The following is a 26,454-nucleotide window of genomic DNA, read 5'->3' as shown; positions in this document are numbered from 1 at the left end:
GATGGCGGATGTGGCCAAATCAAGTGCCAATAGACACATTTATTGACTCAGCTGCCCAATGATGCTGAACATCGGCAGGAACATCCCGGCCACAATAACCCCCACGATGCCCCCCAGAAACACGATCATAAGTGGCTCGATAGCGGCAGTCATACTGTCGACGGCCTCATCCACTTCCCGGTCGTAGAAGTCCCCCACCTTATTTAGCATGTCGTCCAGCGAGCCGGTTTCTTCACCGATGCTAATCATGCTGACGACCATTGGAGGAAAAACTTTGCTGGTGGCAAGACTAGAGCTCATTTGTTCGCCGACCATCACCACATTTTTGGCATTTTCAATACTGTCTTCCACAATAGCATTATTAGCAGTGCCCTTCGTGATTTCGAGGCTCTCAATAATGTTCACACCACTACTAATTAGTAAGCCAAAGGTCCGAGCAAAAGAACTAATAGCGCTTTTTTGCAATAGGTTGCCGAAAACGGGAATCTTAAGTTTGATGTCATCAATTAATACGCGGCCTTTAGGCGTCTTATAGTAGGCACGGTACGCAAATACAATAGCCGCAACGATGGCGAAAATAAGTAAGCCTGAGCTCTTTAAAAAGTCCGAAACCGCCATTAGCACTCGCGTAATGAGTGGGAGGGGCGCATTCAGCTGTGCCAGAATTCCCGCAAATTGTGGGACAATAGTTGTCAAAAGAAAATAGGTAATCAGGATGGCAAAAACGAGCACCACAACTGGATAAGTCAAGGCACTCTTAATCTTTCCGCGCAGAGCTAGTTCTTTTTCCTGAAAGGCTGCAATTCGTTCCAGTACTGTGTCTAGCGTACCGCTCGTCTCACCCGCCCGCACAAGATTTACGAACAGACGGTTGAATATCTTAGGATATTTGACCAATGTTTCGCTTAAGGGCGTTCCAGATTCAACATCTGTACGCATCTCTTTGACCACACCCTGAAAGCCTTTGTGTTCAATCTGCTTTTGTAGAATAGCCAGTGACTGCACCAGCGGCACTCCAGCGTTAATCAGGGTAGCCAGCTGTTTGCTGAATACCGCCACCTGCTTAAGATTGGGAGGACGGTTATCTAAAAAGGGGATCTTGATATCGGCGCTCAGGCCACTTTTGGGCGGCTTGATCTCGACAATCATCAGGTTCTTGGCACGCAGGGCGTCGCGCACCTGGGTGGCCGTCTCGGCTTCCATCTGGGATTTCAGCACCTTGCCGGAGCGGTCACGCACGCGGTATTCAAAGACGGGCATACTGAAACAGTATAGGCAGCGCGTCTTGCGCCCGCCTTACAGTACGTCACACTCTGAACCCTTCACATGACCGAGCCCTTGCCTCTTCCCCACGCCCTGCTCCGGCAGGCGGCGCGCGCCATCGCAGCGGGCGGTGTGGTGGCCTATCCCAGCGAAACGGTGTGGGGGCTGGCGGCTCATCCTCAGCAGGAGGCCGGTATCCGGCGGCTGTATGCCTTAAAGGGACGAGACGCGGCCAAACCCGTCCAGGTGTCGTGCGCCAGCGCAGCAGATGGAGCGGCCCTGGTGCAGCCCAGCGCTGAGTGGCACGCCCTAAATTCCTGCTGGCCAGGGCCGCTGACGCTGGTAGCGCCGGCCTCGGCAGACTGCCCACCTCTGCTGGCCCCGGAAGGCCGGGTGGGGATTCGGGTGCCTGACCATCCGGTCGCACTGGCTTTCCTGCGGCTGTGTGGAGGCGCGCTGGCGACCACCAGTTGCAACCTCAGCGGAGAACCGGCGGCCCTGACCGAAGCGCAGGCCCAGGCGACCGGCCTGGGCGACCTCACACTGCCCGACGGCGGCGTGCCTTGCCTGGGCCTGCCGAGCACCGTGTTCCTGCTGCCCGAACGGCGTGTGCTGCGTGAAGGGGCGTTGCCGGAAGCGACCCTCTGGGCGCGTCTAGCCGAAGCAGCATCAAGATGACAAACGCCGCGCCGCCGTTTCGCAGCCTCATTGGCGCCGCACTTCTAGCGGCTGGGCGGCCGATCAGCGCAGCGGAACTGGCTGGTGTGTTGGGGGTGACAGAAGACAGGACCCGGCGCGAGGTAGAGGCTTTTGCCCTGCAGGTTGAAGAGGCGGGCCTGGGTTTTCTGGTTGAGGCCGTTGCGGGAGGCTACCGGCTGGTGGTGCCGCCGGCCCTGACTCCACACCTGGCGCCGCTGCTGGCGCCTCCACCTCTTCCGACCTTGAGCAGCGCGGCGCTGGAGGTCCTGGCCGTTATTGCCTACCGTCAGCCCGTGACCCGCGCCGAGATAGAGGCCATGCGCGGAGGCAGTGCCAGCACGGTCATGACCCTGCAGGAGCGGGAACTGGTCAAGGTGGTGGGCCGCGCTGACAGTGTGGGCCAACCGCTGCTGTACGGCACCACAGAGCGCTTTTTACTGGACTTCGGCTTGACCTCACTGGACGCGCTGCCGCCGCTGGACGACACCGGGTTTGCCCACCTCTTGCGTGGGTAGGCCCTGGTGGAGACTTGACCGCTGACCGGCTCCTTATGCTCTCTCAGCGGAACGAGAGCGCACCTGTCAGGGATGACGATGAAGCGCGGTGGTTGCCAGAGTGAAGGCCTGTCCTCCAGCCTCAGCCTGCGAGGAAGCATGGCACTTCCTAGGGCCGTCACAGTCTAACGAGGTTGAGTGCGGCCCGGACGTCGGTCAGGGTCTGGGCGACAACGACACGGCCCCGGTCTGTTCCGTCACGCAGCAGCGCCATGACGCCAGCCGGGTCAGCCTTATAGTGAGCTCGGCGCGCCCGCATGGGAATCAACAGTTCTTCCAGCACATCCAGCAGATGCCGCTTGACCGTCACGTCGCCCAGGCCGCCAGCCTGGTAATGGGCTTTGAGAGCGTCCACCCTCGCCGTGTCCGGGTCAAAGGCATCCAGGTAGGTGAAGACTGGATTTCCCTCCACCTGCCCTGGGTCGCTGGCGCGCAGGTGGCCGGGGTCGGTGTACATGCCCATCACCTTGCGCCTCAGTTCATCGGGTGAATCGGAGAGGTAGGCGGCGTTGCCCAGCGACTTGCCCATTTTGGTCTGACCGTCCAGACTCGGCAGGCGCGGCACCGCCGACAGCAGCGCCTGCGGTTCGGTCAGGGTGTTGCCGTAGAGACCATTGAAGCGCCGCACCACCTCGCGGCTCAACTCCAGCATGGGCTGCTGGTCCTCACCGACCGGCACCACCTGCGCGCCAAACGCCACGATATCGGCCACCTGGGCCGCCGGGTAGATGAAAAAGCCAGCGGGCACGGCGTCGCCAAAACCCTTCTGACCAATTTCGGTCTTGACCGTAGGGTTTTGCCGCAGTTTGGAGACCGTGACGAGATTCAGCAGGTACAGCGTCAGCTCGGCCAGTTCCGGCACCGCCGACTGCAAGACAAACGTCACCCGGCTGGGGTCCAGGCCGGCGGCCAGGTAATCCAACATCACTTCTGGAATGTGGGCGCGCACCACCTCGGGGCGGTCAAAATGGTCGGTCAACGCCTGAACATCGGCCACCAGCACGAACAGCTCATGGGTGTCTTGCAGGGCCACGCGGGTCCTGAGGGAACCGGCCAGGTGGCCCAGGTGGAGGCGGCCTGTTGGGCGGTCGCCAGTCAATACGCGAGGACGGGGTGTAAGAGTCATGGATGGCCTCCTTGAAGGGAAAGAAACGACAAAAAAGCCGCGCCCCGGTGTAGATCGGGGCGCGGACTGACGGGATGAACAGTGTTCAGGCGTCAGACAAGGGGCGGCCCGTTACCTGGGGCCACCACTGACGGGGCGTCTGCTTGCTCATGGGTGAAGTCTCGGGGCTGGCATCAGAAGTGCGCATCGGCCAGATGGCGCAGAGAGGCGGGAGAGCTTTGTGGGGAAGTTGAAGTTACTGATTCGCCCCACCCCCCAGCCCCCTCCCCAAAGGGGCAGGGGGAGCAACGTTGGCACTGGGCAAGAGTTTTTACTGGCGTTGTCGAGGCCGCACATTTCGGTAACGTGTCCGGCCTCGACGCCATCCTGCCGCCCAGCACAAGGGCCTGCGCGCTGCGCGCACAATGGCCTTGCCTGGACCTGGGCGGTAGAGGGGCAAGGAGTCTTGGTGCGGGCGAGAGGTTCGACTTTTGAAAGACAGGCGGGCCTTTTCGACCTTCCGGCTCGTGGGAGGGATGTCAAGCTGGGGAGCAATGGGCTGGGGTGTAACGACCAACCCACTTTTCTTTTTTCCCCGTACTGCCCCCACTCCCCTTCTCCTTTACTCCTCCCAGTTCAGAATCACTTTGCCGCTCTGGCCACTCAGCATGGCGTCAAAGCCCTCCTGGTACTGGCCGATGCCGTAGTGGTGGGTAATCACCGGCGACAGGTCCAGGCCCGACTGGATCAGGGCGGCCATCTTGTACCAGGTTTCAAACATCTCGCGGCCGTAGATGCCCTTGATGGTCAGCATCTTGAAGATCACCGCGTTCCAGTCAATGTCCACCCGGCCGGAGGGAATCCCCAGCAGCGCAATCTTGCCGCCGTTGTTCATCACCTGCACCATCTGCGCAAAGGCCGGGCCAGAGCCGCTCATTTCTAGGCCCACGTCAAAGCCTTCTGTCATGCCCAGGTCGGTCATCACGGCTTTTAGGTCTTCCTGCCCCACATTCACAGCGCGCGTCACACCCATGCGGCGGGCCAAGTCCAGACGGTACTCGTTCAGGTCAGTAATGACCACGTTGCGCGCGCCCACGTGTTTGGCCACGGCCGCCGCCATCACGCCGATGGGGCCGGCGCCGGTAATCAGCACGTCTTCCCCTACAAGGTCAAAGCTCAGGGCGGTATGCACCGCGTTGCCAAACGGGTCGAAGATGGCGGCGATTTCGTCTGGGATATCGTCGGGCAGCTTGAAAGCGTTAAAGGCCGGCAGCACCAGATATTCAGCGAAGGAGCCGGGGCGGTTCACGCCCACCCCCAGCGTATTGCGGCACAGGTGGCGGCGCCCGGCGCGGCAGTTGCGGCAGTGCCCGCAAGTAACGTGGCCCTCGCCGCTGACGCGGTCACCTATCTGAAAGCCGCGCACCTCGCTGCCGATACCGGCCACCACACCCACGTATTCGTGGCCCACGATCATGGGCACCGGAATGGTCTTCTGCGCCCATTCGTCCCACTTGTAGATATGCACGTCGGTGCCGCAGATGCTGCCTTTCTTGACGCGAATGAGCAGGTCGTTTGGCCCCGGCGCAGGCACAGGGGCCTGGGTCATCCAGATGCCTTCTTCGGCGTGGGCTTTGCTCAGGGCGCGCATGGTCTGTGCCGGCGGGTTCTGGGGCAGGTGGGCGTCAGGGGTCACGGGCGCCGTTCTACCCCTCTCGGCGGCGGCGCGCAACAACCGGGACCACGAAAGGCCCCGCGCGCTGGACACCCTGGCAGCCGGGCCGAGTCCAAAGCCTGCGTGAAGGCGAAACCAGCGCCAGCCTGAGCCCACGTGCCTTACGCTGCGACCTATGATCAAGTACCGCCGCCAGAACACCCTGGAACCTGAAAAGGACGCCGAACTGAACGTGAATCTGGTGCCGCTGCTGTTTTTCGCGGTGGGCTTCTTGGGGGTGCGCGCCCTGATTCGCACGGTGCAGGGCCGCTAGGCCCAGGCGCTACTCTGGGGACATGACCCAACCCACAGGCCAGCAACCCAGCGCCCAGCAGTTTAAAAGCACCCGCAGCGGGCGTCTGGTGGTCCCCGGCTGGATGAATCTGGTCCCCGGCAAACCCGACGCCGTCGAGGTGCAGCTGGACGTGGTCCCCGAGGACCTGGGGCGCAGCCAGGCCAGCCTGCTCATCGAATACTGGGCCACCCCTGACGACCTGACGCTGCAAAGCGTGCTGCCTATCCGGGCCTTCGGCGCCTCCCAGGAAGGCTGGTGTGCTCTGGTGCCAGCCGCCGGGCGCGTGCTGGTGCGGGCCATTGACCCCCAGCCCACGCCGCCGGTCCTGGCCAGCCACTGGATTAATGTAGACCCGGCCACGGTGCCCGGCACCACTGTTCATGTGCGCGTGGCCTTCCCGGCCGCCCCCAGCACCGTGCAGAACCTGCTCAACCCCCGCTCGTGATGACCGAAGGCTCCACGCACACCCCGCTGACCCGAGAGGAAATTGCGGGGGTGGAATTCGACTGGTTTGCCGCTGACCGCACCGGCCAGGTGGCGCAGTTTCTGGCGGCTGGTGACGACACGGTGCCCGAAGCCGCCCTGCGCTCCGAGGAACTGCTTGAAGCGGTCCATGTCTGGATTGACACCCGACTCGCAGCTGAAGAACCCAACGCCCTGGCAGGCGGTTTTGACGACCACCTGACGGGCCCTCAGGAGCGCGGCGCGTTCGTGTATGACTGGGTTCAGGGTCAGCCTGGGGTGTACCGCCTGGTGGCTGCTCCCCGCCACCCTCTCGCGGTGACCGACCTGCCCGACCACCTGCGCGAGTATCTGGCGCGGCTGACCCTGGCCGTGACCTTCGGCGCCCCGAAAGTGCAGATCGGGCCGCAGGGCGAAGCCCGAGAGGACGCGGCGCAGGTTCCCTGAGCGCTGGGGCGCCCTGTCCCACTCCACGCCGCCTGGAAATCGTCGGACGCACTACAGTGGCCCGGTGAGTCTTCCGCCCTCCGGCCCACCGCCGGCCCCACCCGAAATTAACCTGACCTTCGAGGACGCTGGACCGCCCGCCTCGCCGCCGCCGGGACCGCCCCGGCGCAGCCTTCAGGCCAACACCATCATCATCATGCTGGGCACGCTGGGCTCGCGTCTGAGCGGCATCCTGCGCCAGATGATCATCAACCTGTTCGGCACGGGGCTGACCGACGCCTTTAACGTGGCGGTCACCGTGCCCAACCTCCTGCGCGAGCTACTAGCCGAGGGCGCGCTGGTCAATTCGTTTATTCCGGTCTATAAATCGCTGGACGAGGCCGGGCGGCGCCAGCTGGCCCAGACCTTCAGCGGCGTGATGCTGGCCGTGAACCTGCTGCTGATGGCCGTGGGCATCGTGGCCGCGCCGCTGGTCGTGGACCTGCTGCTCTCGGCCACGCCCAATGTGGACCGCGACCTGGCCGTCTACATGACGCGCCTGGTCATGCCATTTCTGATGCTGATCAGCCTCTCGGCCGTGGCGATGGGTCTGCTGAATGCCGACGAGCATTTCCGGGAAAGCAGTTTTGCCCCTATTGCCTTTAACCTCGCCAGCATCGCCGCGCTGGTGCTGCTGCCCGATACGGCGACCTGGCTGGGCTTCGGCTGGCTGCTGGGCGGCGTGGCGCAGCTGGTCGTGCAACTCCCGGCGCTGCACCGCTTTGGGCTCCTGCCCACCCCCAGCCTGAAGCCGCACCCGGCCCTGGGGCGCGTGCTGCGTCAGATGGCCCCCTTTACCCTGACCGCGGGCGCGCGGCAATTTTTGAATGTGTATGTCCTGAACCTGCTGTCGAACCGGCAGCTGTTTCCAGACGGGACCACCAGCGGTTACTTCAACGCGCAGGCACTATTCACCATGGTCAATGGCCTTTTTATCGTTTCACCGGTGCTGGCGGTCTTTCCCCGCTTCTCCGAGGCGGCCGCCAAAGGAGACTGGACGCTTTTCAAGCAGCTCACGGCCCAGACCATCCGCACCACCACGTTTCTGGCGGCGCCCATGAGCGCGCTGATGGTTGTTCTGGCCCCTTACGCCATCAGTGTGATTAATCTGGAAGTGCCGCGCCTGCCTGAAGAACTGGACAAATTTGCAGCGGGCAGCGGCATTCTGACCGGTTGGGCGCTGGCGCTGGTGCCCTGGGCACTGGTCACCGTGCTGCTGCGCACCTTCTACGCCCGCGAACGCACCCGCGAAGCCGTCACGGTGAGCGCCATCGGCTTTGTGCTGGAGGTCGGGCTGTACCGCCTGCTGGTGCCGGCGCTGGGGCTGATGGGCTTTGGCCTGGCCACCACGCTCAGCGGGGTGCTGATGGCGGGCGCCCTGACTGTCCTGTACCGCCGCGCCGTGGGCTTTCCGGGCCGAGAAATCGCCGGGCACCTCGCGCGGGTGGTGCCGCTGGCGACGGCGGCGGGCGGCCTGGCCTGGCTGGTGGCGCGAGTCTTGCCTGATCCTGGCTTTATCGTGCAGGGCATCCTGGGCCTGGTGGTGGCCGGTGGCGTGGGCCTGGGGGCCTACCTGGCCGGCGCCTTGGTCCTCAAGCTCCCTGAGGTGGCCGCAGTGACGAGGCGGCTCCGGCGGTAGGTAAGCCCTGGGAAGACGAGGAAAGGCACCTGCTCAGCCCGGGCGTCCATTCCTCTTCTCCCCTCCCCCGACAACTGCTGCACCCCCACCCCTTAAATGCCCAGCAGCGCGTAGCCCATCAGCGCCAGCTTCTCCCGCAGCAGGTACACCCGGCTCACCTGCGTGCTCAGAGGGCTGGCGCTGACGTTGGCTTCCAGGCCCAGCGCGCGGGCCAGGGCCAGGGCACGTGGGGCGTGCGCTTCATCGGTGACCAGCGTGACCGGCGTACGCGGCGGCAGGGAGGTGCGGGCATTGCGCAGGTTCTCAATGGTGGTGCGGCTGCGCGTTTCGGCAATCAGGGCGCGGCCCGGCACCCCATGTTCGTTCAGGTACGCCGTACCGACTCCGCCCTCGGTATAGGGGTCGCCGGGGCGGCGGCCTCCGGTGACCACCACCGCGCGCACGCCGCCGGCCCGGTACAGCTTCAGGGCGTGGTCCAGGCGGCGCTGAAAGGCGGGGCTGGGGTGTCCGGCATACTGCGCCGCGCCCAGCACCACCAGGGTAGGGTACGGCACGGCGGCGCTGGGCGCACGCAGCCCCGGCGTCAACAGAAACCCAGCAACAAGCAAAGCGGCCACGGTCAAAGGCAAGGTCGAGAGAACGGCGCCGCGCGAACGCATAAGAACCAGCCTAGCATGAACAAAATCTCAAGCCTGACGGTCAGGTGAGAGTCGCAGGACACCGAGCCAACAGCCCTTCTTAGAGCTGTGCAACCAGCTGGACACCGAGGTCAACGTCCTACGCCACTCTTCGGACCTACGGGACCAGCCCGGCAATTCACCTCAACCACCACTGATGAACCGATGCTCTTGAGAGGAGCGGTCCTTTGCGCCCTGAGTCCACATCAAAGATAAGGAGGTATTGGGCCGGTTCTTCCGGAAGGCTGGCGAAGGGCATGCTACGCTCCGGTCTGACTTCCTGTCAGGGAGAGCTTTCTTTTATGCCCAGAACATCTGTCCACACACTTGTTATCGTCGAGTCGCCGGCCAAAGCTCGTACCATCGAGAAGTATCTCGGAAAGGGATACACGGTGGAGTCCAGCATTGGTCACATCCGCGACCTGCCGAAAAGTGCGGCCGACATCCCCGAGAAATACAAGGGCAAGGCCTGGGCCCGGCTGGGCCTGGACATTGAAAACGACTTTCAGCCGCTGTATGTGGTCGCCCCTGAAAAGCGGGCGCACGTCGCCAAGCTGCGCAAGATGGCCCAGGACGCCGACGAGATTATCCTGGCCACCGACGATGACCGCGAGGGCGAGAGCATCGCCTGGCACCTGTACCAGGAACTGAAACCCAAGGTGCCGGTGCGCCGCATGGTCTTTCACGAGATTACGAAAGAAGCCATTCAGGCGGCCATCGCCTCCCCACGCCAGATCGACACCAACCTGGTGGAAGCCCAGGAGGCCCGCCGCGCGCTTGACCGCCTGTACGGCTACGAGGTCAGCCCGGTCCTGTGGAAAAAGGTAGCGCCCAAACTGAGCGCTGGCCGCGTGCAGAGTGTGGCGACCCGCATGCTGGTCGAGCGCGAGCGTGAGCGGATGCGCTTTGTGTCGGCCGAGTGGTGGGACCTGCTGGTAACCGGCAAGACCGCGCCGGGCCAGACCTTCCCGGCCCGCCTAACGGATGTGGCCGGGCAGCGGCTGGCGGTGGGCAAGGACTTTGATCCGCTGACGGGCAAGCTGAAAGAGGGTGGCGCCGTGCGCCTCCTGACCGAGGCCGAAGCGCGCGACCTGGCCAGCGGGCTGACCGGCCAGCCCCTCACGGTGACCGGCGCCGAGGAGAAGCCCTTTACCCAGCGGCCCTATCCACCCTTTATTACTTCGACCCTGCAACAGGAAGGCAGCCGCAAGCTGGGCTTTGCCGCCACCCGCACCATGCGCGCGGCCCAGAAGCTGTACGAGCAGGGCTACATCACCTATATGCGCACGGACTCGACCAACCTGAGCAGTGAGGCCGTGACGGCGGCGCGCACCCAGGTGGGCCAGATGTACGGCCAGGACTACCTCTCCCCTCAGCCGCGCGTGTACGCCAAAAAGGCCAAGAATGCCCAGGAGGCGCACGAAGCGATTCGCCCGGCGGGCAGCCGCTTCCGCACCCCGGATAGCCTGCGCGGTGAGCTGAGCGGCGATGAGTGGCGCCTCTATGACCTGATCTGGAAACGCACGGTGGCCTGCCAGATGGCCGACGCGCGGGGCCGCAGCCTCCGGGTGCGCCTGGGCGGCACGGCAAAGACGGGCGAGGCGGTGGGGCTCAGTGCCTCGGGCCGCACCATTGATTTCCCCGGATTTCTGCGCGCCTACGTAGAGGGCAGCGATGACCCCAGCGCCGCCCTGGAAGACCGCGAAACCCCGCTGCCTCCCCTCAAAGAGGGCGAGCGCGTCACCGCCGAGACCGTCAAGGCTGAAGGCCACGAGACCCAGCCCCCCGCCCGCTACACCGAGGCCAGTCTGGTGCAGTCCCTGGAAGGCGCCGGCATTGGCCGCCCGAGCACCTACGCCAGCATCCTGGGCACCATTCAGGACCGGGGCTACGCGGCCAAGAAGGGGCAGGCGCTGGTGCCCAGCTGGACAGCCTTTGCGACCTCGGCGCTGCTGGAACACCACTTTGGGCGTCTGGTGGACTACGACTTCACGGCCAAGATGGAAGAGGATCTGGACGATATCGCCGGGGGCCGCGCCCAGCGGGTGCCGTACCTGCGGCGCTTCTACCTGGGTGACCACGGCGAGGGGATGGCCCTGCGGCCCCTGATCGACTCCAAAATGGGTGAGATTGATGCGCGCGGCATTGCCACGATTCGCGTCCCCAAGCTGGACGACACCGGCATTGAGGTGCGTGTGGGCCGCTACGGCCCCTACATGGAGCGAGGGGATCAGAAGGCCAACCTCCCCGACGACCTGGCCCCCGACGAACTGACCTCCGATAAGGCCGAGGAACTCCTTTCACGGCCCAGTGGCGACCGGGTGCTGGGCGTGGACGACGCCACTGGACACCCTGTGGTGGCCCGCGCCGGACGCTACGGGCCCTATGTCACCCTGGGGGACACCAACCCGCCGGTGCGTTCGGCCAGTCTCTTTCCCAGCGATGACCTGGGCACCCTGAGCCTGGGGCGCGCCCTGAAACTCCTGAGCCTGCCGCGACTGGTGGGGGTCAGCGAGGGCGAAGAGGTCTGGGCCATGAACGGCAAATACGGCCCCTACCTGAAGCGGGCCAATGACAGCCGCTCGCTGACGAGTCACGAGGAGCTGTTCACGGTCGGGCTTCAGGAAGCCGAGGCACTGTTCATGCAGCCGCGCTTTGGGCGGGGCCGGGCCGCTGCGGCGCCGCCCCTGCGGTCCTTTGACTACGAGGGCCGCGCCGCGATTGTGCTGAAGTCCGGCCGCTTTGGCCCCTACCTGACCGACGGCGAGCGCAACGCCACCCTCCGCAAGGGTGAAGACGAGGCCACCCTGACCGCCGAACGCGCCCTGGAGATTCTGGAAGAACGCGGCAAGGAGCCCAAGAAGAAACCGGGCAAGGCACCTCGCCAAGCGGCCTCCGCCAAGAAGGCGACGGCCAGCAAAGCCACCACGAAAACGGGCACAGCCAAAGCAGGCCGCGCGGGCACCAAGCCGGCGGCCAAAACAGCGGCCAAGAAGCCAGTCAAAGCGGCCCCGAAGGCGGCCCCCGCCAAGGCCACCTTCACCTGGGCTGATCTGAAGTCGCACCTGGATGTCCTGAGCGCCCAGGAACGTCAGCTGGTGACCGCCACCCGCGAGCAGGGCCGCAAGGTCGAGGATGTGGCGCCTGAACTGGGTCTGGACGTGAAAAAGGCCAAAGGCATGGCCTTGCAAGCCAGCAAGAAGCTGAACCAGGCCGCCAGGGGCGGGTGAAGGTGAGGAGGTGTCGGAGGGTCAGAGGGAAAGTAATGCCCTTGACCCTCCAGCGCTTTGACGCCTGGACTGCCCCAGGAGGCGGCTCCTGATGCCCCGCGCCCTGGCCCCCGATACCCCCCAGGCGCTGCACCTGGCGCGGCTGGCACAGGGCACGCCCGGTGAGTGGGTGCGGCTGCCCGGCAGTGCCGTGCAGGTGGTGCAGCTTCAGGGCACCCTGAGCGGCCCGCAGGTGAGCGGCTGGCTGATCTGCCTGAGCGGTGAAGCTGTGGTGGACCTGCCCCTAAGCAACTTCGTGCGTCTGCGCCCTGCCGAGGGGTACGGGGTGCAGGCGCACGAACCCTGGACAGCCTTTGGCACCAAAGACGGCACGGTGCTGATGCTGGTGGGAGAAGGCGAGCACAGAGAGCCGGCTCTCTAGCAGCGCCAGCTGGCCGCCTCTTGCAGAGAGAAGTTGAGATTCAGCTGCTGGGCTTGACCTGTGTTTTCGGCGCCAGCATCCGTCTTTCTCTTATGGCGGCACCATCAAAGAGGAGGCGACCAGAGGCCCTTGCCCCTGGTCGCCTCCTCTTCCCAGCCCAGCGCTATTTCTTGCGCTTGGCCGCCTTCTGCGCTTCCTTGGCGGCCTTTTTCTCGGCCTTCTGGCGCTCCTGCATCTCGCGGCCCATGTCTTCCAGCAGCTGCGCGCCCTGGGCGTCCACGCGGCGCTGCAATTCCAGCAGGGTCGTGGCGACCATGTTGTGCAGGATGCGCTCCAGGGGCACCTTCACGAAGCCAAAGCGCACGCGGGCGTTCACGGTCATGGTCACTTCCGTGCCGCCGGGCATGGGCCGGAAGACCCAGCTCTGGGTGAGCTTGTCCAGAGGGCCCACATGGCGCACGCTTTCCCAGCCGCCCCGCTGCGGGGCCTGAAGCTGGCCATATTTGGCGGTAAAGCGCAGTCCCAGCAGGCGGCGCGAGAACTTGAACTTCACGCGGGCGTTGTTGGCGAGGCGGCCTTCCGGGCCTTCATAGTCGGCCTGCACCAGGTTGGGGTCCCACTGCACGCGCCGCCTGGGTTCCAGCGCCAGGCGGTAGAGCACGTCTGGACGCGACCGAACGACGATGGTCTGCTTGATACTGATGGGGTCAGCCATAGATAGGGGTCACTGTAGCGCGGGCAGGGCCAGGGCCGTGTCCCCGATGGTCAGGCTTTGCCAGCACCCCTGTCGTACAGCGCCGTAAGTCCCCGCTTCTTCAGGCCACTTGGCCGCTCTTCCGCCTCATCAATCCAGATAATCTCTGGCCCGGAGATGGGCCGCGCGCAGGGTAAAGCGCTCGGCGGCGCCTACCCCGGCCAGGCGACCCACCTCCGCCCGGCCGGCGCGGTACTGCTCGGCGGTCCACGGCCACTGGTAGAAAGTCTGGTAGTACGCCATTACCTCTACGGCCACATCCAGCGTGTCGGTGACATTCACGAACACTTCTGGATAGGGACTGGCGGGGGCGTAGTACTGGTAAAAGCGCACGGGATCGCGCCAGGCATCCAGGCGCCCCAGGTCCTCCCCACTCTCGGGGGCCGCGTCGCCGCTCAGGTCCGGGGCGGGCGGCATGGCCACCCCGCCGCCCGATTCATTGATGATTTTGGGGATGCGGGCCAGCGTGATGGCGTCGAAGGCAATTTTGGCGGTCATGCGGTGGTCGGGGTGGGGGTGGTCGTCACTCCAGGTGATCACCGCGTTGGGCCGAAAACGGGCGTACAGCCGCGCCAAGAGTAGTGCCTCGGCGCGGCCGCCCGTCATGCGGCTGTCGCCCATATCAAAAAAATGGTGCTGGGCGCCCAGCTTCTGCGCCACCCATGCCCCATGTTCGCGCCGTACCCGCCGCACCTCCTCGTGTGGGGCGTCACCAAATTGACTGGCAAGTTCGCCCAGCGTGGTCCAGACCAACATGACCTCGTCGCCGCGCGCGGCGTGGCGGGCCAGGGTGCCTGCGCAGCCAATCTCATCGTCGGGGTGGGCAAAGACAGCCATCAGTCGCATGACGGCAGGATAGTGGGAAGGAGAGCGTGGGGAGCGGAAGAGGCTCAGCTCTGCTTTACTTGCCCTTCCCCACTTACCTTAGAAACCGGATGGTCAGCGGGTAGTGGTACGGCTGCCCGGCACTGACGCGCACCACCGCCACAATCATGAACACGAAGGGAATCAGGCCCAGCACCACCATGACGGGGAGGTAGAACAGGAAAAACGTGCTGAACGTCCCGAGCACGGCCAGGCCCGCCAGTTCGGGGCGGGTCACGGCGCCCACCGCGCCGCCAATGAGGCCCAGGCTGAACAGCACGAAGGCCAGCACGCCCAGCACCAGGCCGTACAGCCAGACACTCAGCTGAAAATTCAGGGCCTCTTTGCCCTGTTCATCCAGGGCGCGGCTGCGGTCACGCAGGGCGAGCCAGGCGATCAGCGGCCCGAGAATATTGCCCAGCGTGGGCAGCAGCAGTCCGGCCAGCGGCGACAGGTGGGTCAGGATGGCGGGCGTTCGCTCGGCTTCGGGGAGGAGGGCGGGCAGGCGGGTCATGCTTGACACTACGCCCCCCCTCTGCCTACAGTTCCCAGGCGATGACCCGAGGCCGACCAGTCAGAAGCGCCGCGCAAAAGGCGCAGGCGGCGGCGCGTGACCGCCTGCCCATCCAGGCCGGCATTCAGCCCGAGCAGCCTATTCAGGGTGAAAACGTGGACCTGTACAGCGACGGCGCCTGCGACACCCAGGCGGGGCATGGCGGCTGGGCCACCATCCTGAACTACAAGGGCAAGGAGCTGGTTCTGAGCGGCCACGAGGCAGGCACCACGAACAACCGCATGGAGCTGCGCGGCCTGCTCGAAGGTCTGAAGATGCTCAAACGGCCCTGTCAGGTGCGGGTGGTTACCGACAGCCAGTATCTGCGCAAGGCCTTTACGGACGGCTGGATTCTGAAATGGCAGCGCAACGGCTGGAAGACGGCGGGCGGCGACCCCGTCAAAAACCAGGACCTGTGGGAAGACCTGATTGCCCAGGCGCGGCTGCACGCCCTGACCTTCGTGTGGGTCAAGGGCCACGCCGGGCACGGCGAAAACGAGCGAGTTGACGAGTTGGCCGTGCAGGAGCGCAAGAAGCTCAGGAAGGCGTAGCCCGCCACTCGCAGCGGTAGCGCCGGCCCACCCAGGGCGACGGCACCTCCTGCACCGTCAAGCCGCAGCGGCGGTAGAAGTCGGCGGCGCTGTCGTCGGTTTCGGCGCTCAGGGTCAGGAGGTCCAGGTGACCAGTGACCGCACGCAGCAGCGCGCCGCCGTACCCCTGCCGCTCTTGACCGGGCGCGGTGGCGATATGCAGGAGGGTGGCGTGCCTTCCCTCTATCCGTAACCCAGCGGCACTGGCGGGCTGGCCCTGGGCCTCCCACACCCAGACCTGGCGTGCTGGATCGGTGCGGTAGGCCTCCAGTTCAGCCTGCACCCGCACCGGGTTGGGAAACATGGCGCGCGTCAGCAGGGCCGTGACCGGCAGAGACAGGATTGGGCGCAGCATGCTTCAGGCTAGGGGTAGGGCAGATGGCCCCGCCATTGTGCTTATCGTGGGGAGGCCGCGCACCGGACTACGCTGGGGGTCATGACCAACCCAGCCTCCTCCTTGCAGCCGCCGGACGGCTGGCGTACCTTCTTGTGGCTGTGGGGGTCGCAGGCGATGAGCGTGATTGGGTCGGCCATCGCCGGTTTTGCCTTCAACATCTACCTGACGCAGACGCGCTTTCCCCTGGCCGAGCAAAAACCGCAGCTGGCGGCGGCCCTCTCGCTCACCGCGCTGGCCTGGACGCTGGCGGCCACCCTGACGGCGCCGCTGGCCGGGGCGTGGACCGACCGCCATGACCGGCGCCGCATCATGCTGGCCTGCGACCTGGCCGGGGCCGCCCTGACCTTTGCGCTGCTGGGGCTGCTGCTGCTGCCTGCCGCCCCGCTGTGGGGACTGGTGGCGCTCTCGGCACTGATGGGCCTGGTGTCCACCTTTCACGGCTCGGCGTTTGATGCCAGTTACACCTCGCTGGTGCCCCGCGACCGCCTGCCCCGCGCCAACGGACTGATGCAGACGGTCTGGAGCCTGGCGGGCCTGGTGGGGCCAGCGGCGGCGGCCCTGCTGATTGGGGTACCGGCCCTGCTGCGCGACACAGGCGCGGCCCCGGCGTGGCTAAGCGGGCTGAATGACGGCGTGCCGTTTGCCTACGCCGTGGACGGCCTGACGTTCGTGCTGGCCGCCGCAGTCCTCTGGCGGCTGTCGGTGCCCTCCCCCGCACCGCAACCGGCCGACACGCGGCCCACGCTGGCCCAGGACATGCGCTTTGGCTGGGTGTTTATCGGATCGCGGCGGCCACTGCTGGCGCTGCTGCTGACGTTTGCCGTCGCCAACCTGTGCACCAGCAACCTGGGCGTGCTGGAGCCGCTGATCGTCAAGTTTGGACTCGCCGCCGACTGGCAGGCGCGCGGCGGCACGCTACAAGCCGCTCTGGCGACCCTGGCGGTTACCCAGAGCGTGGGGGGCCTACTGGGCGGCCTGCTGATCAGCACCTGGGGCGGCCTGAAGCACCAGCGGGTGCTGGGCGTGCTGATTCCGATGGTGGTGTCGGGCCTGGCCTTCGCCGCTTTTGGGGCCAGTGCGACCGTGCTGGGCGCCGCTGCCGCGCTGTTTGTCATGGGTCTGACCCTGCCCACCATGAACGCCCACTCGCAGAGCATCTGGCAGTCGCAGGTGCCGCCCGAAATGCAGGGCCGCGTGTTTTCCGTGCGCCGCCTGATTGCCCAGTTCACCTCGCCTGCCAGCACCGCTCTGGCCGGCGTCCTGGCCGCCCGCTACGCGCCGGGGGGCGTGGCCATCGTGGCCGGGCTCTTGCTGGCCGCTGTGGCCGCCCTGCAACTGCTGAACCCGGTGATGCGGCGAGTCGAAGACCCCAGCCTGTCAGCACATGCAAAAGAAGTGCCAGCCTCTTGAGAGAGCAGGAAATATTGGCACCTGCGGGTCGCTCCCCATTCGACTGCTGAATCATTGGCAAGGGCGGCCCAGAGCACTCGCTCAGGCCGCCCTTTCATCAGTTTCTATCAAAGGCTAGAGGTCAGCTGCCTTGCCGATCTCCCCTTTTACTCTCTGCTTTCCCGCTCCAGCCAGCCCGCCAGCCACGGCAACTTCACCTGCACCTTGTCACGCAGGCCCGACCAGTAACGGCGTGACCAGCCCTCCAGCGTGCGCTGTTTGCCGCGTGCGACCGCCAGGGCGCCTTCGGGGACATCATCGTGAACGGCGCTGCCCGCCGCAATGAAGGCGGCGTCGCCCACCATGCGCGGCGCAATCAGGGTGGAGTTGCTGCCGATAAACACACCCGCGCCCACCTGCGTGCGGTGCTTGTTCACGCCGTCAAAGTTGGCCACGATGGTCCCGGCGCCCACGTTGGTTTCCTGGCCGATGCTCACGTCGCCCAGGTAAGCCAGATGCCCCGCTTTGACGCCAGCGGCCAGCTGGGCATTCTTGGTTTCCACGAAGTTGCCGATGTGCACGCCCTCTGCCAGCACCGTGCCCGCCCGCAGCCGGGCAAACGGGCCCACGTCGCTGCCAGTCCCCACCTGCGCGCCTTCCAGCACACTGTGCGGCTTAATGGTGACGCCTTCAGCCAGCACACTGTCGGTCAGGACGCTGTAGGCGCCTACCGTCACGCCGCTGGCAATCCGGGTCTGACCGCGCACGATGACGCCGGGTTCCAGCGTCACGTCGCGGTCAATTTGCACGGTGTCCTCTATAAAGACCGTCTCGGGCATGGGAATGGTCACGCCCGCGCGCATGTGGTGCTCGGTCAGGCGGGCGCGCAGGACGCGCTGGGCGTCGGCCAGACCCACGCGGTCATTGGCCCCCATCACCTCGTCGGGGTCGGCCAATTTGAAGGCCTGGACGGCCGCACCCTGCTCGCGGTACAGCCCCAGCAGGTCGGTCAGGTAATACTCGCCGCCCGCGTTCTCGTTGGTGATGCGCCCGGCCAGGTCGCGCGCGCGCCCGTCCATGAGGTACACGCCCGAGTTGAACTCGCGCACGGCGCGCTGCTCGGGGGTGGCGTCTTTCTGCTCTACGATGCGCTCCACTGCACCGTCCTCATCCCGCAGGATGCGCCCGTAGCCGGTGGCGTCGGGCAGTTCGCCGGTCAGGACAGTAAAGGCGCTGCCCCGCTCACGGTGGTCGGCCAGCAAGTCGCGCAGAGTCTGTGCCCGCAGCAGCGGCGTATCGCCGTACAGCACCAGCACGTCGGCGTCGCCGTGACGCTGCAGGGCGTCCAGCCCTTTCAGGAAAGCGTGACCAGTGCCCAGTTGCTGCTCCTGACGGGCAAAAGCCACCCCAGGGGCTTGCAGCGCCGCCTCAACTTGGTCAGCGCCGTGACCGGTCACCACGATCACCTGGCGCGCACCAAGGTCCTGCGCGGCCTTGACCGCCCAGGCCACCATCGGGCGGCCCGCCACTGGATGCAGCACCTTGGGCAAGGCGGACTTCATGCGGGTGCCCTGCCCCGCCGCCAGAATCACCACGTCCAGGGGACGATTTGTCTCACTCATACGGCGGTTACTGTACCAGTCTGAATAGAACCCAGAGGCCGTGAGGGGCCACCCCCACGCCTTCTGCATCCAGCACAACGAGTCCCTGCGCCGAGACTGCGGCACAAAAAAATGGCTCCCTGAGGAGCCACGAGGAATTCGGACCTTTAAACGCTGGGCGCTTCGGTGGCGGGCGTAGGGGCCGTCACCTCGGCCTTTTTCTGACGCAGGCGCACCAGCATCCAGATGCTGACCAGAATCAGCGGAATGCTGATCAGGTGCGTGTCGGTGAATAGGCCGATGCCGGGGGCGTCCAGGCCCTGATTTAGGTAGGCCTTGGGCGACAGGGGGTTGAGGCGGAAGGTCTCTTCCCAGCCGGCGCGCAGCAGCGAGTACCACAGCCAGAACTGCCAGAACGCCCAGCCCGGAATGCGCGAGCGCAGCCAGAAGAACGCCGCCACCGACAGAATGATGCCGATAATCACGCCGTACAGCTGCGTGAAGTGAACGGGGGCCGTCATGACCAGTTGCCCGCCGATCTCCTGGCAGTACTGCGAGAGGTCCATGTCGGGGTTGGCATTCTTGATACACATGCCGTCGTGAAAGGCGCGGGCGCCGTCGGGCCAGCGGAAGCCGACCGGCCAGCCGGTGACGCGCCCCACCGTATCGGTTCCGTTCATGATGTTGCCGATACGTCCGCCGATGATGCCAAAGGCGACGCCGGGCACGCATAGGTCGGCGTAGCGGTAAAAGTCCATGCCCTTGCGGCGGGCGTAATACAGCATGACCAGAATGCCGCCAATCAGGCCGCCGTGAATTGAGATGCCGCCCTGGCGGAGGTTGACGATATCCAGCAGCACGCGCGGAAAGGGAATGTTCTCAAACTGGTGCCACGAGGTCGCCACAAAGACCAGCCGGGCGCCGACCAGACCCCAGACAATCATCCACAAGATCATGTCGTTAAACAGGTCCACATTCAGGCCGCGCTCGCGCGCCATCTTCGTGCCAACCCATACGCCCGCGACAATGCCAAGCGTAATCAGCACGCCGTACCAGGCAATCGTGAAACTGCCAATCTGCAAGAACACTGGATCCATAGGTGCTTCGTAGTGTAGGGCTTCCGGCCAAAAAAAACCGGCCTGTCTGCAAGAGATAGGCCAGAAAAAGCGGGGTGGTCAGAGGCCCAGCGCGGGGGTTTCCTCGGGCGGGGGCAGGCGGAAGACGCGCGAGAGCAGCACGCCCAGTTCGTACAGCACGTACAGAGGCACGGCCACCAGCAGCATGTTCATGGGGTCCGGCGTGGGCGTGATGATGGCCGCCGCCGCCATGATGGCCACCAGCGCTATCCGCCAGCCTTTTCGCAGCAGCACATGGTTCACAATGCCAATTCGGGTCAGAATGACCGCCAGAATCGGCATCTCGAACGACAGGCCGAAAGCCACCAGAAACGTGGTGATCATGCCGATGTAATTGCCCAGGCTGAACGTGCCTTCGACCGCCCCGGCCATAAAGTCGGCCAGGAACGGCACCATGGTCGGCAGCACCAGTTTGTACCCAAACAGCACGCCGCCCAGAAACGACAGGCCAGCCCCCAGCACAAAGGGCAGCGCCCAGCGGCGCTCATGGGCGTACAGCCCCGGCGCGATAAAGCCCCAGACCTGTCCCAGAATGAACGGCAGCGCCAGCCCCAGGCCCGCCCAGAACGAGATGTTCAGGCTGAGCATGAGCTGTTCAGTCAGTTGCAGCGTGACCAGCTTGACGGTGCCGGCGGCGTACTGCGTGGAATAGGTCAGCGGCACCTTGAGGAGTTCGATCAGCTGCACGCGAAACTGAAAGGCCACCACCAGCCCCAGCGCCAGAAACACCAGGCTGATGACGATGCGCTTTCTGAGTTCGTCCAGGTGGTCAAACAGCGGCGCACTTTTCAGGGCCGAGATGGGGTCCGTGCCGTGGGTCATGTGGCCCTCCTCAGCTGCGGCGCTCCGCGACCGGCTCGGCGGGGGTGACCACCGGGGCGCCGGTCACCGGGTCCAGCTGACGCGAGGGCACATCGGTCACGGGGGTGACGGGCTGGTGGGTTTCACGCTTAAATTCCTTGATGCCCTGGCCCAGGCCCTTGCCCAGTTCGGGCAGCTTGCGGGCGCCAAACACCAGCGCAATCACAACAACAATCAGGATAATTTCGAGGGGTCCCATGTTCGTGTCTCCTTAGGAAGGCGGGGCCGCACTCTACGCGGCCGTCTCTCTGCCTTGAAGGTATGCGATTGGTGGGCCGGCAGATTGACCTCAGCTCACCTATCAAACCTTAATCGGCGTTGATCAAAGGACGGTGAATGTCCGCCACGCGCGGCCCGTCCGGCCTGAAGCGGGGTCTTTTGCAGCTTGTGGGACGGGTCAGATGCTCCAGCCGCCGTCCACCAGCAGTTCCTGGCCGGTGATGTACGCCGCTTCTTTGGTGGCCAGAAACGCCACGGCCGCCGCCACCTCGTTGGCCTCGCCAAAGCGGCGGGCCGGAATGCGCGTCGCCAGCGCCTCGGCGTCGGCTGGGTCGCGGTGCAGGGCGCGCAGGCGCTCGGTGGCGGTGTAGCCGGGGGCCACCGTGTTACAGGTCACGCCGTCGGCGGCGACCTCCAGCGCCAGGGTCTTCAGGTGGTTGGTGACTGCGGCGCGCATGGCGTTGCTGACCGGCAGGGTCAGGGCCGGGCGCCCCACCGTCAGACTGGTGATGGCGATAATGCGGCCCCAGCGCCGGTCCCGCATACCGGGCAGCACGGCGGTGGCCAGGCGCGCGGTGCTGAGAAAGGTGGTCTGGAAGCCCTGCGTCCAGGCGGCCTCGTCCACCTCGCTGGGCCGGGCGGGGGGCGGGCCGCCTGCGTTGCTGACCAGAATGTCCACTGGGCCGGCGGCCTCCACGGCGGCCTGCACGCCCTCTAGCGTGCTCACGTCCGCCACGACGCAGCGCGCGCCCAGGGCGTCCGCGGCGCGGCGCAGCGCCTCCTCGCCGCGCGCCGCCAACGTAACGTGGGCACCCAGCCGCGCCAGATCGTGGGCAGCGGCCAGCCCGATCCCTTTGCTGCCGCCCGTGACCAGGGCGCGTTTACCGTCCAGCCGAAAGAGGGTCATAGCGGCCACCTTATCCGGATTCTGGCTGTGCCGTTCACCCCTCGGGCCAGAAGCAAGGGGAGCACGCCGCAGCCGTCAGCCCACTTCAACTGATGGGCAGAGGTGAGTCAACCAGTGTCCGCATGAGCCTCCACCTCCAGCCCGCGCACGCCTCCGTCACCTGCTCTAGCCTGCGGGCATGAACGTTCTGATCGTGGTGGCCACCGCTGGTGAGGCCGAGCGGCTGCGCGACCTGGAGGCTGGCCCCGGTGCGCGGGTGGTCGTCAGCGGCGTGGGCCCTGTGGCGGCGGCGCTCGCCACCGCACGCGCCCTGACTCAGACACCCGCCGACCTGGTGGTCAGTGCCGGCATTGGCGGGGCCTACCCTGGCTCGGGCCTGGTGCCGGGCGACCTGGCGGTGGCCAGCGTCATTGTGCAGGCCGACCTGGGAGCCTGGGATGGGGAAACCTTTTTGCCTCTGGACGCCCTGGGGCTGTCGGTGCAGCCAGACCGCACCCAGGGGGCAGTCTTTCCGGTCTGGCCCGGCGCGGTGGAGGCGGCGCGCGTGGCCGGCGCTGCCTGTGGGCCGGCCCTGACGCTGTGCAGCGTAACCGGCTCGCACGAAGGGGCGCGGGCATTGGCAGAGCGCTGGCCCGGTGCCCTGACTGAAGGCATGGAGGGCGCCGGCGTGGCCCATGCGGCGCTGCTGGCGGGTGTGCCGGCATTGGAGGTGCGCGGCGTCAGTAATCCGGTGGGACCACGGGACCGGGCCGTGTGGCGTCTGCCCGAAGCGCTGGCCGCCACCCGGCGTGGCCTGGAGGCGGTGCTGAGCGTGGCCCAGCAGTGGCCTGCTGAGCCCCAGAGACCTGACTGAATTGGGAGGGCAATGCCTGATTGATGTAAGAGCCGCCTCAGGCAACAGCACGCCATAGCGCTGGGACGAGGGACCGTGTCAGATGAGCGGCCCGCTCTGATCTGCCTTCAAATCCTGTGGTGACCTGGGGCCCATCACAAAAGCGCAAGACGGCTGCCACAGCGTGCCCTCTTATCCTCAAAAGCACCCCCAATGCCCCCAGCTTAGTTGATAAAATAACTCAACTTATCTGCTATTCTAGGCCTCATGAAGCGTGCGTTTCTCTCTCTACTCACCCTAAGCCTGGTCGCTGGCGCTGGCGCGCAGCAGGCCAAAGAATTGCGTCTGGGCGTGTTCCCCAATGTCACCCACGCCGCCGGCCTGGTGGGCGTGCAGCGCGGCATCTTCCAGAAGGAACTGGGGGGCGTCAAGCTGGTCGTCAAGGAGTTTGCCAACGGCTCGCAGATCAATGAGGCCTTTGCAGCGGGCGCCATTGACGCCGCCTATGTCGGACCTGGCCCCGCCATGAACGCCTTTATGCGCGGCGTGCCCATTCAGGTCTACGCCGGCGCCGCCAATGCGGGCGCGGTGCTGGTGGCGCGCAAGGACAGTGGCGTGCGCAACGTCAAGGGCCTGGCGGGCAAAAAGGTCGCTGTGCCCACACGCGGCTCCACGCAGGACATCAGCCTGCGCCACCTGCTGCACGAAAACGGCCTAAAGGCCAGCGATGAGGGCGGCACGGTGACCATCGTGCCCATTGACCCGGCCAACATGCCCGCCGCCTTTGCGGCCAAGCAGGTCGACGCTGCGCTGGTGCAGGAGCCCTGGGGCGCCGTCATGGAAACGCAGGGCGCCCGCCTGATTGCCAATGAAAAGGCCATCTGGGAAGGGGGCAACTACACCACAACCGTGCTGGTCGTGAACACCAAGTACGCCGCTGCCAATCCCGACACCCTGACCGACCTGCTGCGCGGGCACCTGAACGCCATCAAGTTCATTGGCAGCAGCAACGCGGGGGCGCAAAAGGCCATCGCCGAACAGATCAATACCTTTACCGGCAAGCGGCCGGGCAGCGCCGAGCTGTTCAAGGCGCTGGCCCGCACCCGCGTCACCTGGGATATCAACCTCAAGACGCTGGCGGAATACGCCGAACTGAACAAGGAAGCCGGCTTTGCGCGGGACGTGCCGGACCTGAGCAAATTCGTGAACCTGAACATTATTCGCGGCCTGGCAAAATAAGCGCCGGGCGCAGCGTGAAGAGCGCAGTTCAAGGAGTCTCTGCGGAGGCTCCTTTGTCGTCATGGCGGCGGGGTTGCCTCTGAGACGGCACATGCTCTGCATGACCTGAGCGGGCTGGCACCGCGGCGAAAGTGGCAACAGCGCAGGGGCAAAGAAAGGCGCCTTCTCCTCCGGTTCACCGCGCCGCGCCCTCCCCTTTCCCGCTGCCCGCTACACTGAAGGGATGACGGGGCCTAAGAAGGGTTCACGGGGCCGAGCCCCGAAACGCAACACCGCACAGGGGCGCGGCGGCGCCACACGTGACAGCAGCCGGCCGGCGCGGGAACGCAGCGCAGCGGCGGGCAGCGACCGGAGCGAGCAGCGACCCGACCGCCCCCAGACCGCGCGCAGCGGCGCAGCGGGCAAAAGCAGCGGAACCACAGCGGGTGGAAGTGGCCGCGCGGGCCAGACTCGCGGCGGACCGCGCCGGAGTGGGCCTGGCCAAAGCCGGGGCACGCCGGGCGAAGGTGGTGGTTCGGGGCGCACCGGACAGCAGGGCCGCGCCGGTCAGATTCAGCGCCGCAAGCCGCTGCCCGAACTCAAGCGGGTGCAGCTGGACGCCCCCGCCCCTGACCGCGTGTTTAAGGACCGCGACGGCGAGGGCCTAACCTTTCCCGACAGCAACCTCAAGCGGGTGGCCGCGCAGATTCTGACCGAAAAGCGCAAGGCGTGGCGCTACCGGCCCTTTTCGTTTCCTCTGTTTACCGACAAGGGCAACGAGCAGGCCTTTCACTTTGACTTCTATGTCTATGACGCCGAGGACAGCGTGATTCGTCTGATTCTGGTGGTGCCTTTCGAGTCGCGTGAAGTCTGGGACCGTGTGGGCCGGTTCAAGCGCCAGTACCCCATGTACCCCTACGAGCTGTGGACGCCGGAAAAGCTGGCGCGCCTGAGTGGCCCGCGCGGCCGCCTGGAGTTTTAAGCCGGGACGTGCAGGCCGGCCTCGATGTCTCCGGGGGCAGAGCTATACCGGCCTTCCTCCCTTCCGGCCTATGCTGGCGGGCGTGAATGCCAAAGGGGACTTAATTGCGCGGGCCATCACCCTGGGCCTGGGCACGCCTGTATTCGAGGTCACGCCGCAGGGACCGCCCCACGAACCGCTGTTCCGGGTGACGGTGCGCGTGGGCGGCGAGGTGCTGGGCCAGGGCGGCGAGGGCCGCAGCAAACGCGACGCCGAGCGGATGGCCGCCGAATCGGCCCTGAAGGCGCTGGATGACCCGGCGCCGGCCAGGGCCGACGACCCTCAGCCGCAGGTCACGGGGCGCTGGCCCATCTACAGCGTGGTGCTGGAGGCCGCGCTGGAGACGGCTGCCGAATTTGCCAACGACGACGCCACCCTGGACGATGTGCGCGCCCAGGCCGCGCGGCTGTACCGGGGGCTCCTGACCGAGTTGGGGCACGGTCCTGAGGCAGAGGAATGAGCGCCTGGCCCTGGCGCCCGGACGGCGTGCTGTTCGACATGGACGGCGTGCTCACCCTGAACAACCACTTTCACCGTCAGGCGTGGCAGGAGGTGGCCGCCGAGGTGCTGGGCCTGGACCTGACCGAGCATGATCTGGACACCAAGGTGGACGGCGGGCGCAATTCCGAAATCATGGAGCGCTTGACTGGCGCCCCGCCCGAGGAAGCTCTGGCGCGGCGCTTTCATGACGCCAAGGAGGGCCGCTACCGCGCTCTGGCCGCCGGCGCCCTGCGCGAAGTGGTGGGTCTGAGCGGCTACCTGGACGCCCTGGACGTGCGGGGCATTCCCTTTGCCCTGGTCACCAGTGCCGACGCCGTGAACGTGGCGTTTGGGATGGAGGCGCTGGGCTTTGGTCACCGCTTCCGCACCCGCGTGCTGGGCGAGGACGTGTCGCGCGGCAAGCCTCACCCCGAACCGTTTCTGCTGGGGGCCGCGCGCCTGGGCCTGAGCCCTGAGCGCTGCCTGGCCCACGAAGACGCCGTCAATGGCGTTCGCAGCGCGGCTGGGGCCGGGTGCCGCGTGGTGGCCCTGACCACCACCGCCCCCGCCGAGGCCCTGCTGGCGGCAGGCGCCGAACGCACCGCCCCCGACTTCAGCGACTGGGCCCAGTGGTTGACCTAGCTGCGGCTGAGTTAGCGGTAGCCGGCCTAGCAGCAGACCTGACCCCATGAAGGGTGCCGAGGCTGAAGCCCGCGCCGCCGCGCATCTGGAGACCTTGGGCCGCACGGTGCTGGCCCGGAACTACCGCGTCCGGGGCGGCGAGATTGATCTGGTGACGCAGGAGCAGAGCGGCGCCTTGGTCTTTACCGAGGTGCGACACCGCGCCCGCGCTACGCACGGCGAGGCGGCCGAGAGCGTCACTCCCCGCAAGCTGGCCCTGATGCACCGCGCCGCCCAGACCTACCTGCTGCGCGAGTGTGGCCGTGACGACCTGCCCTGCCGCCTGGAGGTCCTGACCATTGACGGGCCGGTCAACACCGGGGCGCTGGTCCTGTGGCCTGTGGAATAAAGTCGTCTCTGTCTGAAGGAAAGAGGCCCTAACTCCCAACAAGGAAGCGGCCCGGTT

Annotated in this window: 29 protein-coding genes; 16 read left to right on the top strand and 13 right to left on the bottom strand. The window is 65.8% G+C overall.

The genetic code is table 11. From position 1 onward, the window contains the following. Positions 1–39 precede the first annotated feature (39 nt). Positions 40–1,260 carry a type IV pilus assembly protein PilC gene (pilC, locus tag K7W42_RS16470; RefSeq protein ID WP_224575936.1) on the bottom strand — a complete coding sequence of 407 codons (1,221 nt, stop codon included), beginning with the start codon at positions 1,258–1,260 and terminating at the stop codon, positions 40–42. A gap of 66 nt (positions 1,261–1,326) precedes the next feature. Here pilC and K7W42_RS16465 point away from each other — a divergent pair, with 66 nt between their 5' ends. After that, positions 1,327–1,941: an L-threonylcarbamoyladenylate synthase gene (locus tag K7W42_RS16465; protein ID WP_224575935.1), complete on the top strand. Its 615-nt coding sequence runs from the start codon at positions 1,327–1,329 to the stop codon at positions 1,939–1,941. Further along, the gene (gene scpB / locus K7W42_RS16460; protein WP_224575933.1) at positions 1,938–2,477 is read left to right on the top strand and encodes an SMC-Scp complex subunit ScpB; all 540 of its coding nucleotides are present in this window, start codon (positions 1,938–1,940) and stop codon (positions 2,475–2,477) included. Before K7W42_RS16465 ends, scpB begins: the two co-directional genes overlap by 4 nt. 157 nt (positions 2,478–2,634) lie before the next feature. Here scpB and trpS read toward each other — a convergent pair whose 3' ends face one another. Together trpS and tdh are read right to left on the bottom strand one after the other, a co-directional pair. Then, the gene (gene trpS, locus K7W42_RS16455) at positions 2,635–3,642 is read right to left on the bottom strand and encodes a tryptophan--tRNA ligase (RefSeq protein WP_224575932.1); all 1,008 of its coding nucleotides are present in this window, start codon (positions 3,640–3,642) and stop codon (positions 2,635–2,637) included. Between the two features lie 601 nt (positions 3,643–4,243). Next, on the bottom strand, positions 4,244–5,272 hold the full coding sequence (gene tdh / locus K7W42_RS16450; protein ID WP_224575938.1) for an L-threonine 3-dehydrogenase: 1,029 nt from the start codon (positions 5,270–5,272) through the stop codon (positions 4,244–4,246). Between the two features lie 199 nt (positions 5,273–5,471). Between tdh and K7W42_RS16445 the strand changes: the two genes are divergently transcribed. The 4 genes from K7W42_RS16445 (at position 5,472) to murJ (ending at position 8,217) form a co-directional block, all read left to right on the top strand. Next, positions 5,472–5,609, top strand: a complete 138-nt coding sequence (locus K7W42_RS16445; protein WP_224575931.1) for a hypothetical protein — start codon at positions 5,472–5,474, stop codon at positions 5,607–5,609. 22 nt (positions 5,610–5,631) lie between these two features. Beyond that, positions 5,632–6,075 (top strand): uracil-DNA glycosylase, encoded by a 444-nt coding sequence (locus K7W42_RS16440; RefSeq protein ID WP_224575930.1) that lies wholly within the window; start codon positions 5,632–5,634, stop codon positions 6,073–6,075. Next, positions 6,075–6,539, top strand: a complete 465-nt coding sequence (locus tag K7W42_RS16435; RefSeq protein WP_224575929.1) for a hypothetical protein — start codon at positions 6,075–6,077, stop codon at positions 6,537–6,539. The genes K7W42_RS16440 and K7W42_RS16435 overlap by 1 nt, the downstream gene beginning before the upstream one ends. A 64-nt stretch (positions 6,540–6,603) precedes the next feature. Continuing rightward, positions 6,604–8,217 carry a murein biosynthesis integral membrane protein MurJ gene (murJ, locus tag K7W42_RS16430; RefSeq protein WP_224575928.1) on the top strand — a complete coding sequence of 538 codons (1,614 nt, stop codon included), beginning with the start codon at positions 6,604–6,606 and terminating at the stop codon, positions 8,215–8,217. A gap of 92 nt (positions 8,218–8,309) precedes the next feature. On the opposite strand, the gene K7W42_RS16425 is transcribed toward murJ, so the two are convergent. Then, a complete protein-coding gene (locus tag K7W42_RS16425; RefSeq protein ID WP_224575927.1) occupies positions 8,310–8,876 on the bottom strand; it encodes a YdcF family protein in 567 nt (188 codons plus the stop codon). 320 nt (positions 8,877–9,196) lie between these two features. On the opposite strand from K7W42_RS16425, the gene topA reads away from it, so the two are divergent. Together topA and K7W42_RS16415 are read left to right on the top strand one after the other, a co-directional pair. Continuing rightward, positions 9,197–12,124 carry a type I DNA topoisomerase gene (gene topA, locus K7W42_RS16420; RefSeq protein WP_224575926.1) on the top strand — a complete coding sequence of 976 codons (2,928 nt, stop codon included), beginning with the start codon at positions 9,197–9,199 and terminating at the stop codon, positions 12,122–12,124. A gap of 91 nt (positions 12,125–12,215) precedes the next feature. After that, complete coding sequence (locus K7W42_RS16415) at positions 12,216–12,545, top strand: hypothetical protein (protein WP_224575925.1); 330 nt, start codon at positions 12,216–12,218, stop codon at positions 12,543–12,545. 163 nt (positions 12,546–12,708) lie between these two features. On the opposite strand, the gene K7W42_RS16410 is transcribed toward K7W42_RS16415, so the two are convergent. From K7W42_RS16410 to K7W42_RS16400, 3 genes are all read right to left on the bottom strand, one after another. Continuing rightward, positions 12,709–13,260 carry an SRPBCC family protein gene (locus K7W42_RS16410; protein WP_224575924.1) on the bottom strand — a complete coding sequence of 184 codons (552 nt, stop codon included), beginning with the start codon at positions 13,258–13,260 and terminating at the stop codon, positions 12,709–12,711. A gap of 129 nt (positions 13,261–13,389) precedes the next feature. Continuing rightward, on the bottom strand, positions 13,390–14,145 hold the full coding sequence (locus K7W42_RS16405) for a PIG-L deacetylase family protein (RefSeq protein ID WP_224575922.1): 756 nt from the start codon (positions 14,143–14,145) through the stop codon (positions 13,390–13,392). Between the two features lie 73 nt (positions 14,146–14,218). Beyond that, complete coding sequence (locus K7W42_RS16400) at positions 14,219–14,677, bottom strand: DUF4870 domain-containing protein (protein ID WP_157460104.1); 459 nt, start codon at positions 14,675–14,677, stop codon at positions 14,219–14,221. A 41-nt stretch (positions 14,678–14,718) separates the two neighbouring features. On the opposite strand from K7W42_RS16400, the gene rnhA reads away from it, so the two are divergent. After that, positions 14,719–15,267, top strand: coding sequence for a ribonuclease HI (gene rnhA, locus K7W42_RS16395; protein WP_157460105.1), 549 nt, complete (start codon positions 14,719–14,721; stop codon positions 15,265–15,267). Here rnhA and K7W42_RS16390 read toward each other — a convergent pair. After that, positions 15,254–15,661 carry a GNAT family N-acetyltransferase gene (locus K7W42_RS16390; protein ID WP_224575921.1) on the bottom strand — a complete coding sequence of 136 codons (408 nt, stop codon included), beginning with the start codon at positions 15,659–15,661 and terminating at the stop codon, positions 15,254–15,256. The genes rnhA and K7W42_RS16390 overlap by 14 nt on opposite strands. Before the next feature lie 81 nt (positions 15,662–15,742). On the opposite strand from K7W42_RS16390, the gene K7W42_RS16385 reads away from it, so the two are divergent. Continuing rightward, positions 15,743–17,113, top strand: a complete 1,371-nt coding sequence (locus K7W42_RS16385; protein ID WP_224575920.1) for an MFS transporter — start codon at positions 15,743–15,745, stop codon at positions 17,111–17,113. A 146-nt stretch (positions 17,114–17,259) separates the two neighbouring features. Here K7W42_RS16385 and glmU read toward each other — a convergent pair whose 3' ends face one another. The 5 genes from glmU to K7W42_RS16360 form a co-directional block, all read right to left on the bottom strand. Next, a complete protein-coding gene (gene glmU / locus K7W42_RS16380; RefSeq protein WP_224575919.1) occupies positions 17,260–18,714 on the bottom strand; it encodes a bifunctional UDP-N-acetylglucosamine diphosphorylase/glucosamine-1-phosphate N-acetyltransferase GlmU in 1,455 nt (484 codons plus the stop codon). 146 nt (positions 18,715–18,860) lie between these two features. Further along, positions 18,861–19,790 (bottom strand): prolipoprotein diacylglyceryl transferase, encoded by a 930-nt coding sequence (locus K7W42_RS16375; protein WP_224575918.1) that lies wholly within the window; start codon positions 19,788–19,790, stop codon positions 18,861–18,863. Between the two features lie 78 nt (positions 19,791–19,868). After that, on the bottom strand, positions 19,869–20,651 hold the full coding sequence (gene tatC / locus K7W42_RS16370) for a twin-arginine translocase subunit TatC (protein WP_224575917.1): 783 nt from the start codon (positions 20,649–20,651) through the stop codon (positions 19,869–19,871). Positions 20,652–20,661: 10 nt separating this feature from the next. Further along, positions 20,662–20,889: a twin-arginine translocase TatA/TatE family subunit gene (locus K7W42_RS16365; RefSeq protein ID WP_157460111.1), complete on the bottom strand. Its 228-nt coding sequence runs from the start codon at positions 20,887–20,889 to the stop codon at positions 20,662–20,664. Positions 20,890–21,087: 198 nt separating this feature from the next. Beyond that, positions 21,088–21,816, bottom strand: a complete 729-nt coding sequence (locus K7W42_RS16360; RefSeq protein WP_224575916.1) for an SDR family oxidoreductase — start codon at positions 21,814–21,816, stop codon at positions 21,088–21,090. Positions 21,817–21,994: 178 nt separating this feature from the next. Here K7W42_RS16360 and mqnB point away from each other — a divergent pair, with 178 nt between their 5' ends. The 6 genes from mqnB (at position 21,995) to K7W42_RS16330 (ending at position 26,397) form a co-directional block, all read left to right on the top strand. After that, positions 21,995–22,669 carry a futalosine hydrolase gene (mqnB, locus tag K7W42_RS16355; RefSeq protein WP_224575915.1) on the top strand — a complete coding sequence of 225 codons (675 nt, stop codon included), beginning with the start codon at positions 21,995–21,997 and terminating at the stop codon, positions 22,667–22,669. Positions 22,670–22,915: 246 nt separating this feature from the next. After that, positions 22,916–23,887, top strand: a complete 972-nt coding sequence (locus K7W42_RS16350) for an ABC transporter substrate-binding protein (RefSeq protein WP_224575914.1) — start codon at positions 22,916–22,918, stop codon at positions 23,885–23,887. Positions 23,888–24,110: 223 nt separating this feature from the next. After that, positions 24,111–24,848: a hypothetical protein gene (locus tag K7W42_RS16345; protein WP_224575913.1), complete on the top strand. Its 738-nt coding sequence runs from the start codon at positions 24,111–24,113 to the stop codon at positions 24,846–24,848. 82 nt (positions 24,849–24,930) lie between these two features. Then, complete coding sequence (locus K7W42_RS16340) at positions 24,931–25,347, top strand: putative dsRNA-binding protein (RefSeq protein ID WP_224575912.1); 417 nt, start codon at positions 24,931–24,933, stop codon at positions 25,345–25,347. Then, positions 25,344–26,009: an HAD family hydrolase gene (locus K7W42_RS16335; RefSeq protein ID WP_224575910.1), complete on the top strand. Its 666-nt coding sequence runs from the start codon at positions 25,344–25,346 to the stop codon at positions 26,007–26,009. The genes K7W42_RS16340 and K7W42_RS16335 overlap by 4 nt, the downstream gene beginning before the upstream one ends. A 46-nt stretch (positions 26,010–26,055) precedes the next feature. Then, positions 26,056–26,397 carry a YraN family protein gene (locus tag K7W42_RS16330; RefSeq protein WP_224575909.1) on the top strand — a complete coding sequence of 114 codons (342 nt, stop codon included), beginning with the start codon at positions 26,056–26,058 and terminating at the stop codon, positions 26,395–26,397. Positions 26,398–26,454: the final 57 nt, after the last annotated feature.

The sequence above is a fragment of the Deinococcus betulae genome (assembly GCF_020166395.1).
In the GTDB taxonomy this organism is placed as follows: domain Bacteria; phylum Deinococcota; class Deinococci; order Deinococcales; family Deinococcaceae; genus Deinococcus; species Deinococcus betulae.
This window is presented reverse-complemented; position numbering and strand designations above follow the sequence as displayed.